General features: G+C 69.2%; 14 protein-coding genes. 10 read left to right on the top strand and 4 right to left on the bottom strand.

Annotated elements, in window-relative coordinates; translation table 11 throughout:
• The first annotated feature begins 2 nt into the window (after positions 1-2).
• From Q1V71_RS09000 to Q1V71_RS08985, 4 genes are all read left to right on the top strand, one after another.
• Complete coding sequence (locus Q1V71_RS09000) at positions 3-971, top strand: ATP-binding cassette domain-containing protein (protein ID WP_300643036.1); 969 nt, start codon at positions 3-5, stop codon at positions 969-971.
• Positions 968-1,945, top strand: coding sequence for a hypothetical protein (locus Q1V71_RS08995; RefSeq protein WP_300643034.1), 978 nt, complete (start codon positions 968-970; stop codon positions 1,943-1,945). Before Q1V71_RS09000 ends, Q1V71_RS08995 begins: the two co-directional genes overlap by 4 nt.
• A gap of 87 nt (positions 1,946-2,032) precedes the next feature.
• Complete coding sequence (gene lipA, locus Q1V71_RS08990; RefSeq protein WP_300643033.1) at positions 2,033-2,974, top strand: lipoyl synthase; 942 nt, start codon at positions 2,033-2,035, stop codon at positions 2,972-2,974.
• A 62-nt stretch (positions 2,975-3,036) separates the two neighbouring features.
• Entirely contained in the window at positions 3,037-3,795 is a 759-nt protein-coding gene (locus Q1V71_RS08985) for a DUF4191 domain-containing protein (protein WP_367280135.1), read from the top strand.
• A gap of 29 nt (positions 3,796-3,824) precedes the next feature.
• Here the strand turns inward: Q1V71_RS08985 and Q1V71_RS08980 are convergent, their stop codons facing one another.
• Complete coding sequence (locus Q1V71_RS08980) at positions 3,825-4,664, bottom strand: hypothetical protein (RefSeq protein ID WP_300643032.1); 840 nt, start codon at positions 4,662-4,664, stop codon at positions 3,825-3,827.
• Between the two features lie 51 nt (positions 4,665-4,715).
• The gene (locus tag Q1V71_RS08975; protein WP_300643030.1) at positions 4,716-5,132 is read right to left on the bottom strand and encodes an RDD family protein; all 417 of its coding nucleotides are present in this window, start codon (positions 5,130-5,132) and stop codon (positions 4,716-4,718) included.
• 211 nt (positions 5,133-5,343) lie between these two features.
• Here Q1V71_RS08975 and glnA point away from each other — a divergent pair, with 211 nt between their 5' ends.
• Positions 5,344-6,762 carry a type I glutamate--ammonia ligase gene (gene glnA, locus Q1V71_RS08970; RefSeq protein WP_300643029.1) on the top strand — a complete coding sequence of 473 codons (1,419 nt, stop codon included), beginning with the start codon at positions 5,344-5,346 and terminating at the stop codon, positions 6,760-6,762.
• Between the two features lie 88 nt (positions 6,763-6,850).
• On the opposite strand, the gene Q1V71_RS08965 is transcribed toward glnA, so the two are convergent.
• Positions 6,851-7,384, bottom strand: a complete 534-nt coding sequence (locus tag Q1V71_RS08965) for a hypothetical protein (RefSeq protein WP_300643027.1) — start codon at positions 7,382-7,384, stop codon at positions 6,851-6,853.
• A 116-nt stretch (positions 7,385-7,500) separates the two neighbouring features.
• Here Q1V71_RS08965 and Q1V71_RS08960 point away from each other — a divergent pair, with 116 nt between their 5' ends.
• The 5 genes from Q1V71_RS08960 (at position 7,501) to Q1V71_RS08940 (ending at position 11,808) form a co-directional block, all read left to right on the top strand.
• Positions 7,501-8,403, top strand: coding sequence for a DUF4262 domain-containing protein (locus Q1V71_RS08960; RefSeq protein ID WP_300643025.1), 903 nt, complete (start codon positions 7,501-7,503; stop codon positions 8,401-8,403).
• 64 nt (positions 8,404-8,467) lie between these two features.
• On the top strand, positions 8,468-8,800 hold the full coding sequence (locus Q1V71_RS08955) for a type II toxin-antitoxin system RelE/ParE family toxin (protein ID WP_300643023.1): 333 nt from the start codon (positions 8,468-8,470) through the stop codon (positions 8,798-8,800).
• Positions 8,787-9,089: an addiction module antidote protein gene (locus Q1V71_RS08950; protein ID WP_300643021.1), complete on the top strand. Its 303-nt coding sequence runs from the start codon at positions 8,787-8,789 to the stop codon at positions 9,087-9,089. Before Q1V71_RS08955 ends, Q1V71_RS08950 begins: the two co-directional genes overlap by 14 nt.
• A gap of 536 nt (positions 9,090-9,625) precedes the next feature.
• Positions 9,626-10,339: a response regulator transcription factor gene (locus tag Q1V71_RS08945; RefSeq protein WP_300643020.1), complete on the top strand. Its 714-nt coding sequence runs from the start codon at positions 9,626-9,628 to the stop codon at positions 10,337-10,339.
• The gene (locus tag Q1V71_RS08940; RefSeq protein WP_300643018.1) at positions 10,336-11,808 is read left to right on the top strand and encodes a cell wall metabolism sensor histidine kinase WalK; all 1,473 of its coding nucleotides are present in this window, start codon (positions 10,336-10,338) and stop codon (positions 11,806-11,808) included. Before Q1V71_RS08945 ends, Q1V71_RS08940 begins: the two co-directional genes overlap by 4 nt.
• 43 nt (positions 11,809-11,851) lie before the next feature.
• Here the strand turns inward: Q1V71_RS08940 and Q1V71_RS08935 are convergent, their stop codons facing one another.
• On the bottom strand, positions 11,852-12,520 hold the full coding sequence (locus Q1V71_RS08935; protein WP_300643016.1) for a GTP pyrophosphokinase family protein: 669 nt from the start codon (positions 12,518-12,520) through the stop codon (positions 11,852-11,854).
• Positions 12,521-12,529 lie beyond the last annotated feature (9 nt).

Genomic DNA, 12,529 nt, shown 5'->3' with positions numbered 1-12,529 from the left:
CGGTGAGCAGCCACTCGGGACCGGTCATCGAGACCACAGGCCTGCGCAAGGAGTTCCGGACCCGCCGCGGGACGCGGCTGGCCGTCGCCGGTCTCGACCTCCACGTCGAGGCGGGCGGGGTGCACGGCTTCCTGGGCCCCAACGGCTCGGGCAAGACCACGACGATCCGGATGCTGCTCGGGCTGGCCCGGGCCACCGCCGGCACCATGCGGCTGCTCGGCGAGCCGGTGCCCGACCGGCTCCCGCACGTGGTCGACCGCGTCGGTGCCGTGGTGGAGTCCCCGAAGTTCTCCCCGAACCTCTCCGGCCGGCGCAACCTGCTGCTGCTCGCCCGCTCCATCGGGGCGCCGGACTCCAGCGTGGACGCCGCCGTCGAGACCGTGGGCCTCGCCGGTCGCGAGGGCGACCGCTACAAGGCCTACTCCCTGGGCATGAAGCAGCGGCTCGCGATCGCCGCGACCCTGCTCAAGGAGCCGACGCTGCTCATCCTCGACGAGCCGACCAACGGTCTGGACCCGGCCGGCATCCGCGAGGTGCGCGAGACCATCCGCACCCTCGGGGAGTCCGGCACGACGGTGCTGCTGAGCTCCCACATCCTCGCCGAGGTCCAGCAGGTCTGCTCCTCGGTCACGATCATCGGCCAGGGCCGGGTGCTGGCCTCCGGCGCGGTCGAGGGGCTGCTGGGTGCCGCCGACCGCTTCCGGCTGCGCAGCACCGACACCGCGGCCGCCGCGGGCATCCTGCGCACGGCGGGACTCGCGGTCACCGGAGGCGAGCCCGACCAGCCTTCCGACGCGCTGCTGGTGCGGACCGACGACCCCGCGGCCGTGACCCGGCTCCTGGCCCGCGAGGACGTGTGGGTCACCGAGCTCGCCCCGGCGCGCCAGGACCTGGAGTCCTACTTCCTCTCCCTCACCGCCGGCGAGGGCCTGGCCGGACCGGGCACCGTGGGCCAGGAGCAGGCCTCGTGAGCGCCTCGACGCCGGGCCAGCTCCGGGTCGAGGTGACCCGGTTGCGCTGGCGCCGCGCGGTCCTGCTGCTCCTCGTCGCCGCCGTCGTCCTGCCCGCCCTGCTGCTCGCCGGCACCGCATGGGGCAGCCGCCCGATGAGCGAGGCCGAGGTCGACTCCCTGCTGTCCGACCGCTACGCCCAGCGCGAGGTGACCCGCTGCGAGCGACGTCCCGAGGCCTACCTCGAGATCGGGACCGACGACGCCGGCGCCTGCCGCGAGGTGATCGCCGGCTGGTACGGCGGGCGCCAGCCCCTCTCCCTGCAGAACGAGCTCGACGACGGCCTGCTGGCCGCGAGCACCCTCGTGCTGCTCCTGCTGGTCCTGGCCGGCACGACCTTCGTGGGCCACGACTGGAACACCGGGTCGATGAGCAACCAGCTGCTGTTCGAACCGCGACGCGGTCGCGTCTGGGCGACCAAGGCCGCCGCCCTGGTGCTGGTCGCCGGCCTGCTCGGCACGGCCGTGCTGGCGGCGTACTGGGCGGGGCTGCAGGGCCTGGCCGCCAGCCGGGACCTGCCGGTGCCCGACGGCGTGGTGCGCGACGGGTTCGAGCAGGTGCTGCGCACCGGCGCGCTCAGCGCGGCCGCGGCGCTGGCCGGCTACGCCCTCACGATGCTCTTCCGCAGCACCGTGGCGACGGTCGGCGTGCTCTTCGCCCTCGCCGTCGCCAGCGGTGCGGTCCTCGGCATCGTCGGCCAGAGCAGCGCGCGCTGGACCCCGCCGCTCAACGTCCTGGCCGTCGTCCAGGACGGGGCCTCGTACTACGACGAGTCGTCGGTGCCCCCCGAGTGCTTCACGGGCCGCGGAGGCGGTCCCGAGTGCGACGGCGAGCGCACCATCAGCGCCGCCGACGGCGGGCTCTACCTCGGCACCGGGCTGCTGGTCGTCGTGGCCGCGTCGGTCGTCTCGTTCCGCCGCCGCGACGTCCCCTGAGCCTCCGTGGGCGCCGCCCCGGACACGCTGGCAGGCACCCCCTCACCGATGTCCGGTGACCTGGCCCACCGGCGTACAGTCGAGGCCGTGGCACAGGCACCGGCACCCGACGGCAGGAAGCTCCTCCGACTGGAGGTCCGCAACGCGGAGACCCCGATCGAGCGCAAGCCGGAGTGGATCAAGACCCGCGCGAAGATGGGCCCGGCCTACAAGGAGCTCCAGGGCCTGGTGAAGTCCGAGGGCCTGCACACGGTGTGCCAGGAAGCCGGCTGCCCCAACATCTTCGAGTGCTGGGAGGACCGCGAGGCGACCTTCCTCATCGGCGGCGACCAGTGCACGCGACGCTGCGACTTCTGCCAGATCGACACCGGCAAGCCCGAGCCGCTGGACCGCGACGAGCCGCGCCGGGTCGCGGAGTCGGTGCGCACCATGGGCCTGCGCTACGCCACCATCACCGGCGTCGCCCGCGACGACCTCGAGGACGGCGGAGCCTGGCTGTACGCCGAGACGGTGCGCGCCATCCACGAGCTCAACCCCGAGACCGGCGTCGAGAACCTCATCCCCGACTTCAACGGCAAGCCCGACCTGTTGGCCGAGGTCTTCGAGTCCCGTCCCGAGGTGCTGGCGCACAACGTCGAGACCGTGCCGCGGATCTTCAAGCGGATCCGCCCGGCCTTCCGCTACGAGCGCTCCCTCGACGTGCTCACGCAGGCCCGCGACTTCGGGCTGGTCACCAAGTCCAACCTCATCCTCGGGATGGGCGAGACCCGCGAGGAGGTCTCGCAGGCGCTGGTCGACCTGCACGCGGCCGGCTGCGAGCTCATCACCATCACGCAGTACCTCCGCCCGTCGCTGCGCCACCACCCCGTCGAGCGCTGGGTCAAGCCCGAGGAGTTCGTCGAGCTCGCGGCCGAGGCCGAGGAGATCGGCTTCTCCGGCGTCATGTCCGGGCCCCTGGTGCGTTCGTCCTACCGCGCCGGTCGGTTGTACCGTCAGGCGATGGACGCCCGCCAGGGCGCCACCGTCTGACCCGTCCGCCCACCGGGCGTCCGCCCCCGGACCGCCAGAGAAGAACGAGGCACGCACCGCCGATGGCACGCAGCGAGAAGTCCGCCCGCACCCCGAAGGCCACGAAGGCGGAGCAGTCCGCTCCCCCGGCCCCCGGTTCGATGAACCGCCGCCAGCAGCTGGTCGAGACCTACCGGATCACCAAGCGCAGCGACAAGCACATCGGGCTGGTCCTCCTGGCGGCCTTCCTGGTCGCGGGCCTGGCCGGCTTCGGGCTCTTCTGGATCCTGCCCGGCAGCGGCGTCCTGGAGTGGATCCTCGCGGTCGTCGGCGGCACGCTCTTCGGCACCCTCGCGGTGCTCATCGTCTTCAGCCGGCGCGCCCAGAAGGCGGCGTACTCCCAGATGGAGGGGCAGCCGGGCGCCGCCGCCGCGGCGCTCAACATGCTGCGCCGCGGCTGGAAGGTCGACCCCGCCGTCGGCTTCACCAAGCAGCAGGACGTCGTGCACCGCGTGGTGGGTCCTCCGGGCATCGTGCTCGTCGGCGAGGGCCAGCCCAGCCGGGTCCGCTCGCTGCTGGCCGCCGAGCGCCGCAAGCACGAGCGGGTCGCCTCGGAGATCACCATCCACGAGGTCGTCTGCGGCCGCGGCGAGGGCGAGGTCCCGCTGCCCAAGCTGATGCGGCACATCCAGAAGAAGAAGCGCACACTTCGCCCCGCGGACATGACCGACGTGCTCAACCGGATCAAGGCGCTCGACGCCACCCGCTCGGCCGTCCCGCTGCCCAAGGGCCCGGTGCCGACGAGCATGAAGGGCCTGCGCTCGCAGATGCGCGGGCGCTGACCCTCCCCCGGCCCTCCTCTGGCAAGGCCTCAGCTCGCGCCGGTCATCGCCCCCATGTCGGTGACCTGGCCGGCCGGCGGGGCCTCGATGTCGACCTCGGTGCCCCAGTTCTCGAAGCGCATGACGACCTCGCCGGCAGTGGCGCCCATGTCGACGACCATCTGGGCGAAACGGCCCTCGTCGTCGAACCACAGGTCGTAGGTGACCTCCTCGGGCAGCGCGCCCGCGGCGGCCGGGTCGAGCTCCATCTGCTCGAACATCGCCTCGGAGTCCACGACCGCGGTGTAGCGGTCCAGCTCCTCGCCCCCGACCTCCTCCTCGCCGACGTACGTCGCGGAGACCAGGCCGGCCTCGATGATCTCGGCCTGCGCGCGCGGGTCGAGCTGGTTGGTGAAGGTGTCGCCCATCGGGTTGGCGGGGTCGTCGAGGTCGAGCTTGATGAACTTGTCGTCCATCTGGGCGATCCGCATGTAGATCACGTTGTCGACCATGACCATCGTCATCTCGCCCATGCCGCCCATGCCGCTCATCTCCATCCGCGTCGACGGCGGCTGGGTGCGGTAGTCGGCCTGGCCGACGGCCTCGATCTCCTGGCCGCCGGCGGTCATCTCCATGGTGATGTCGGCGGTGGTGGCCTCGTCGAACGCGGCGACCATCAGGTCGGTGAACTCCTCGGCGCTGATCTCCTTGCCCTCGGCCACCGAGACCTCGTCGGCGTCGCCCTCCGCTTCCGCGTCCGCCTCCTCCTCGGCACCCGCGCTCGAGCCGGCGGGAGCAGCGTCCTCGGTGGCGTCGTCACCTCCGCATGCGGTGAGGGCGGCGAGGCCGAGCGGGACGGTGAGGGCGATCGTGGCGAGACGGGTGCGCATGGCCTCGAGCGTAGGCCCTCCGCGGCGGGAGCGGCAGAAGCGGCAGGAGCCTCAGCGGACCGGGGCAGTCCGCCCCAGCGCGGTCTGCAGGGTCACGCAGACGGTGCCGGTGGCCATGTCGTGCAGGCCTCGACCGTCGGGGCGGAAGACCAACGGTGGGATGACCAGGCCCACGAGCAGCTGGCGACCGAAGGCCGGCAGGAGGTCGACGGGGCGGGGGTCGCCGTTGGCGCGGACGACGCGCAACCGGGTCGCGACCTGGCCGAAGGAGCCGCCGACGGTCGCGGTCAGCAGGGCGGACTCCACGACGAAGATCCCCAGCACGACGAAGTTGGTCCAGTCGCCGTCCAGCCACACGTCGCTGCCGACGAAGAAGATGAGGATCAGCGTGCACGCGAACCAGTCGACGGCCAGGGCGAGCATGCGGCGCGGCCAGCTGGCGGCCTCGAAGGCGACGGGTGCGGTCACGGGCCCAGCCTAGGTGGGGACCGGGAGGGCACCGGCGCACGGGTGGCGGCGACCCGGACAGGCTGTTACATCCCGGAAACACTTCCGATACGGTCGAGAAACCCCCGCCCTTCTAGGGTGAGGGCACACGTCTGCGGCAACGGTGCCGAGGGCTGTCCACTCTTCACAGATCGGCCGGCTGCCCCGCTGGGAGCGCGCCACAGGAGGACGAATGTTCCAGAGCTTCGACGAGCTCCTCAAGTACGTGAAGGACGAGGGTGTCGAGATGATCGACATCCGCTTCTGCGACCTTCCCGGCATCATGCAGCACTTCACGGTCCCGGCCTCCTCGTTCGACGAGTCGGTGGCCACGGACGGGCTGGCCTTCGACGGTTCCTCGATCCGCGGGTTCCAGGCGATCAACGAGTCCGACATGTCGCTGTTCCCGGACCCGACGACCGCCTTCATCGACACCTTCCGCACCGCCAAGACCCTCGCGGTGAACTTCTTCATCCACGACCCGATCTCGGGCGAGGCCTACTCGCGCGACCCGCGCAACATCGCCCGCAAGGCGCTGGCCTACCTCTCCACCACCGGCATCGCCGACACCGCGTTCTTCGCCCCGGAGGCGGAGTTCTACATCTTCGACTCGGTGCGCTACTCCACCGGCCCCAACGAGGGCTACTTCCACATCGACTCCGAGGAGGGGTGGTGGAACTCCGGCAAGGAGGGTGACAACCGCGGCTACAAGACCCGCTTCAAGGGTGGTTACTTCCCCGTCGCCCCCTACGACCACTACGGCGACCTGCGCGACGACATGGTCAAGAACCTCGAGGGCGCCGGCCTGCTCGTCGAGCGCGCCCACCACGAGGTCGGCACGGCCGGTCAGGCGGAGATCAACTACCGCTTCGACACGCTGCTCAAGGCCGCCGACGACGTGATGAAGTTCAAGTACATCATCAAGAACACCGCCTGGCACGCCGGCAAGTCGGTCACCTTCATGCCGAAGCCGATCTTCGGCGACAACGGTTCGGGCATGCACGTGCACTCGTCGCTGTGGAAGGACGGGGAGCCCCTGTTCTACTCCGAGACCGGCTACGGCGGCCTCTCCGACGTCGCCCGGTGGTACATCGGCGGCATCCTGGCGCACGCCCCCTCGCTGCTGGCCTTCACCAACCCCTCGGTGAACTCCTTCCACCGCCTGGTGCCCGGCTACGAGGCCCCGATCTCGCTGGTGTACTCCTCGCGCAACCGCTCGGCCTCGGTCCGCATCCCGATCACGGGTGCCAACCCCAAGGCCAAGCGCGTCGAGGCCCGGTTCCCCGACCCGTCGGCGAACCCCTACCTCGCGTTCTCCGCACTGATGCTCGCCGGTGTCGACGGCATCAAGAACAAGATCGAGCCGCCCGCGCCGATCGACAAGGACATCTACGAGCTCCCGCCGGACGAGATGGCCGAGATCGCCCAGGTCCCCACCAGCCTGGGGGCCGTCCTCGACGCGCTCGAGGCCGACCACGACTACCTGACCGTGGGCAACGTCTTCACCCCGGACCTCATCGAGACCTGGATCGACTACAAGCGCACCCACGAGATCGCGCCCGTGCAGCTGCGGCCGCACCCGCACGAGTTCGAGCTCTACTACGACATTTAGGGACAAGAGCTCAAACTCGAGCAGCGTCTGTGACCCGAAGGCCCCGGTTATCAAACCGGGGCCTTCGCCGTTGGCGATGCAACACGTGTTACTCGCGGGCCTTCCGATCGGCGACCCAACTACGAGAACGGTCGATTTCGGTCTGATAGGCGAGCCGCGGGTAGTCGCTCCACTTCGGGTTGCCGGGCCACAGGAGCTCGACCTCGACCTCGTTGTCGCGGACGGTGATGGAGTAGAGTTCCCTGGTGTCACGGCGCGAGCCGACGACCATACCGCTCAGGACGTGGTTACAGGTGAATCCGTCAATGCCCTCAGCCGTGGCCCCACGGACGAGGAAGGTGGCCATCAGGAACTTGAGCCACGGCGCCATGTGGTTCGCCTTGTCGCCGCCGTCATAGCTCAGGCAGCACCCCTGAGGGCACGAGGTCCAGTTGGACCATCCCCGAGGCGCACTTCTCGTGAGCTCGCGTAGGACCTCCTCATCCTCATCCGCCACACGGAGTGCACCGCCCGGCTCCTGCAGGAACGGCGAACCCGAGATCCGGTTGATGAACGACCGTTCGAGGGGCCCCAGCGGAGGCTCGAGCTGCAGGTAGCCGATGAAGTCTGTCTGATATCCCATGGACCACAGCCTCCGCGTCCTCGCGTGCTCGATCAACGCCCGGCAGCTCGGCTGTGGATAAGCCGGGGGCGGTCACAAGCTGGTGGGGTACGACTGATCGCGACCAAGGAGGGGCGATGTCCAACACCGAGCCATGGATGGGACCGTTGCCGGCCGCGCCGGGCTGCGACTGCCATGTCTGCCGACCGGATGAGTCGTACGACGAGCAGGACCGTCGTGTCATCGACACCGTGCTCAAGCACGGCTGGCAGGTGATCATGGTGGCCGCGGGCGCCGGCTGCGACGTCCCCGAACACCAGAACCACTCGGAGGCCGATCACAACGAAGGACCAGCCTTCGCCTACACGATCGGGCTCGGCCATCGTGTCGGCCACCCGGAACTTCTCATGTCGGGCTTGGACCACCGACTCATGCACCGGTGCCTCAACGGCGTCGCTGAACGAATCATGAATGGGTTGCGGCTGGTCCCAGGAGACGCGATCGAAGACGTCCTGGCAGGAGTGCCGGTGGCCGTTGAACGAGCGACCGACCTCGCTCTCGCGGAGACGGTCACCTGGTCGGGATGGTTCCATCGCCGCAAGCCCCAGGCACTGGCGCTCGTGTGGCCCGACCGCAATGGCGTCTTCGGGTGGCAACCCGGCGCTCCGTCGATCCTCGACGACCGCCAACCAACCGAATGGCGAGCCCCGATCAACCACACCGGGGGGCTAGCGCCCGATCCGCCCTGGGAGTTCCCCGTCCCGCCGGACCATCGAGCCTTCTCGTGCTCGCACGTGGTCGATGACGGGGACGCGGTTCTCTGGATTGCTCGCCAGAGAGACGGTCAACGCGGAGAGGACTGGAGCATCCACTGCGGCGCTAACGGTCACGAGACAGACGACATGCGAGTCGTCCACCTCGCACATCTGGTGCGTTCCGCCCCGTCTCTCAGGCGCATCGCCGACCTGGCTCTCGACGAAGAGGCCTGGCGGGACGACCCCGACAGCCCGTGGAAGCGGGCGGAACTCGTCGCGCCATGACGCCGTTCGAGCAGCCCAAGCCCTCGGGCTGGAGTCGACATCAACTGTCAACTATAGTCGACATATGATCGAGGTTCTCACAACGGAGGACTTCGACAAGTGGCTCAGGAAACTGAAGGACCGGACCGGCCGCCTGCGCATCGTGGAGCGCATCGACCGCCTGGCCAACGGCAACCCGGGTGACGTAAGACCAGTTGGCCAAGGCATCTCGGAGCTCCGACTGACGTACGGCCCGGGATATCGGGTCTACTACCTACAAGACGGCGACCTTCTGATCCTGCTCCTGATCGGCGGCGACAAGTCGAGCCAGCAGAATGACATCGAGAAGGCTCAGGAACTCGCATATGAATGGCGTGCAGATCGGCAAAGGAAGGAGGATCCCCATGAGCACCACTGAGAAGTACAAGCGGTTCGATCCCGCCGACTATCTGGACGACCTCGAAGACGTCGCGGGCTACCTCGCGATCGCTCTCGAGGAGTCCGGCGAGGACCCCACCGCGGTCCCCCGAGCCCTTGGCGTGATCGCTCGTTCGCAGAACATGAGCGAACTGGCCCGTCGCGTCGATATGAGCCGCGACGGGCTCTACAAGGCGCTCTCCGCCGAGGGAAACCCGACGTGGTCGACGATCCTCAAGGTGACGAACGCGCTCGGCCTACGCTTCGAACTCCACACTGCCGTTTCATGAGGCGGCCATGTGCCCCACGTTTCCCGGGTCATCAAACTCGACATGTCGTCGCCCGTCCCGGCCGGTCGAGGAGTTGTTGATGCGTGGCCCCGCCGTGACCCAAGGACTCTCACATCCCGAGTTTGCGCAGGTCAGCGCGTTGCGCGGTCAGACCTACGACATCTAGTCACGCGTGGGTGATGCCCACCGGCCAGGTGCCTGAAAACGGCCCCTGACCTGCGAAGACACCTTCCAACTTCTTCCAGCGTCAAGGGTCGCTTTTCGTTCGTCTGCGGCCCCAGTGCGCCCACGGCCCGTGATGGCTGGTCGGGAGCCAGGACCACGCGACCCCGGGCGAATGACGCCCAGCCGACTCCATAGTTGGACGTCTGGCACGAAGCGCAGCGCCATCGAGCTTTGGCGGTGAGAACGAGCCGTCCCGCAGGCGGAGTTACCCACTGCCCCGCACACCCTCGAACCGATCGACCCACCTGGCATGCCAACAACAGACAGGTCCGTCACAGCAACCGCACAGATAACTGGGCAAGAATTGCGCCATGAGACTCGCCCGTCCCGACGGTTCTCCGGTCCGCGTGCTGGTGGTGGACGACGAGGTCAACATCGCCGAGCTCCTCGCCATGGCACTCCGCTATGAGGGGTGGGAGGTGCAGATGGCCCACACCGGCACCGATGCGGTGGCAGTCGCACGGACGACCCGACCCGACGCCATCGTCCTCGACATCATGCTGCCGGACCTCGACGGGCTCGAGGTGCTGCGCCGCGTCCGGGCCGACACCCCGGAGGTACCGGTCCTGTTCCTCACTGCTCGCGACGCGGTCGAGGACCGCGTCGCCGGACTGACAGCCGGAGGCGACGACTACGTCACGAAGCCCTTCTCCCTCGAGGAGGTGGTCGCGCGGCTGCGAGCCCTGATGCGGCGCGCCGGTACGGCGGCGCAGCCCGAGGACCGCAACATGATCGTCGTCGGCGACCTCACCCTCGACGAGGACAGTCGGGAGGTGCACCGAGGCGGTCAGGAGATCACGCTCACCGCCACCGAGTTCGAGCTGCTGCGCTTCCTCATGCGCAACCCGCGACGCGTGCTCAGCAAAGCCCAGATCCTCGACCGGGTCTGGCAGTACGACTTCGGCGGGCAGGCGAACGTGGTCGAGCTCTACATCTCCTACCTCCGCAAGAAGGTCGACGCTGGTCGGGAGCCGATGATCCACACGATGCGCGGCGCGGGGTACGTGCTGAAGCCGGCGCCATGATCCGCGAAGCCCGAGCAGCCTCTCGAACTCTCACCTGGCGGCTGGTCGGCGTTGTCGTCCTTCTGGTCGCCCTGACCGCCGCCGTCATCGGTACCGCGACCACCGTGGCGATGCATGACCACCTGGAGGGCCGGCTCGACGCCGACGTGACTCGCGAGCTCGACCGTGCGCTGAACCGCCCAGGAGGCGGACCGCCTGTCGCGCTACCGCTGCCGGACGAGCCGGGCGACCGGTCCGAGGACTTCCGTGCCGGCTACGGCACGCTCGTGGCGGTGCTGCCTGCGACCGGGGAGGGTCGCGGCCTGGTGCTCTCCGAGCCCGACGGGAACCGCGCGTTCGACGCCGCTGAGCTCACGACCGCACAGCTCCGGTCACTCACGGAGCTCCCGGAGGCCGACGAGCCGCAGACCGTCGAGCTGGAAGGTCTTGGCTCCTACCGCGTCGCTGTCGCCGACCTCCCTGACGGGCAGGTCGTCGCGGGCCTGCCGCGGTCCGACGTCGACGAGACGATCACGAACCTGATCCGCCTCGAGCTCCTGGCCACGCTGGCCGGCCTGGTGGTCGCAGCGGCGGCGGCGGCGTTCGTCGTACGGCGTCAGCTGGCGCCGTTGCGCGAGGTCGCCGGCACGGCTCACCGCGTCGCCGAGCTTCAGCTCGCCACCGGCGACATCACGCTGGAGGAGCGGGTACCGACCAGGCTCACCGACGAGCGCAACGAGGTCGGTCAGGTGGGCAGCGCGCTCAACCGGCTCCTCGACCACGTCGAGGACTCGCTCGACGCCCGTCATCGCAGCGAGCAGCAGGTGCGACAGTTCGTCGCGGATGCATCCCACGAGCTGCGCACGCCCCTGGCGACGATCGCCGGCTACTCCGAGCTGGCCCGCCTGCGTCCCGATGATGACATCGCCTTGCGGACCGCACTGGCCAAGGTCGACGAGGAGTCGAAGCGGATGACCTCGCTGGTCGAGGACCTGCTCCTCCTGGCCCGGCTCGACGCCGGCCGCCCCCTCATCGCGGAGACCGTCGACCTCACCAGCCTGCTGCTCGAGGCCGTCAGCGACGCGCGGGTCCTCGCCTCGGACCACATCTGGCGACTCGACCTCCCCGACGACGTCATCGAGGTCCGGGCCGACGAGCAACGGCTCCACCAGGTGATCACGAACCTGCTCACCAACGCGCGCAAGCACACGCCGCCCGGGACCACGGTGACCGTTGCCGCCGATGCCGGCGGGTTCAGCGTCCACGACGACGGCCCCGGTTTCCCGCCTGACCTGGTCGACCGCGCCTTCGAGCGTTTCACCCGCGGAGATGCCGCTCGCCACCGTGAGGGCGGCGTCGGCCTGGGACTCGCCCTGGTGGCTGCGATCGTGGACGCCCTCGGCGGCCGCGTCAACCTGCGCAGCCGTCCCGGGGACACCACCGTCCAGATCCAGCTCGCTCCGGGAAGCCCGGCAGCGGGTGCCGCCTGACCCGCGAGCGGTGCGCTCCGGCTGAGTCGGACGCAGCTGCTCGCTACAAGCCGCGGACCTCGTCACGGAGCCTTTCCATCCTCGTGTCCAGGTCGGCTGCTGTGGCGGCGGCGTGGCTCAGCTCAGCCAGCAGCGAGGACGGCACCGTCGCTTCGTACTTGTAGTAGATGTCGTGCTCGACGGTGGCCCAGAAGTCCATGGCGATGGTGCGGATCTGCAGCTCCACGGGAACATGTTCGGTCCGGTCGGACAGGTAGACCGGGATCTTGATGTTCAGGTGCAGGCTTCGGTAGCCGTTCGACTTGGGCGTCGCCACGTAGTCCTCGACCTCGAGGACGGTGACGTCGGACTGACGCGTCAGCATGTCCCTGATCCAGTAGATGTCGGACACGAAGGGGCACACGACGCGCACCCCGGCGATGTCGAGCACCTCCTCCGCGATGGACTCGAGCGACGTGCCGCAGCCACGCCGGTCAGCCTTGGCGAACAGGCTCTCGGGCGACTTCAGGCGGCTCCGGACGTGCTCGATGGGGCTGCGGTCGTAGGTCTGCTCGAACTCCTCACGGAGGATTGCGATCTTCGTTGCCACCTGGTCGATCGCGAACTTGTACCTCAGCCGGAAACGGCTCACCTCTCGATGCACTCGGCGGAGATCATCCTCGCCGATGGGCAGGACGACGGCTGCGTCGCTGTCGTCGACGGTGCTCAACATGCTTTCTCC

It is taken from the genome of Nocardioides sp., assembly GCF_030149505.1.
Classification (GTDB): Bacteria; Actinomycetota; Actinomycetes; order Propionibacteriales; family Nocardioidaceae; genus Nocardioides.
The sequence above is the reverse complement of the archived record's forward strand: the minus strand, read 5'-3'. Positions and strand labels throughout refer to the sequence as shown.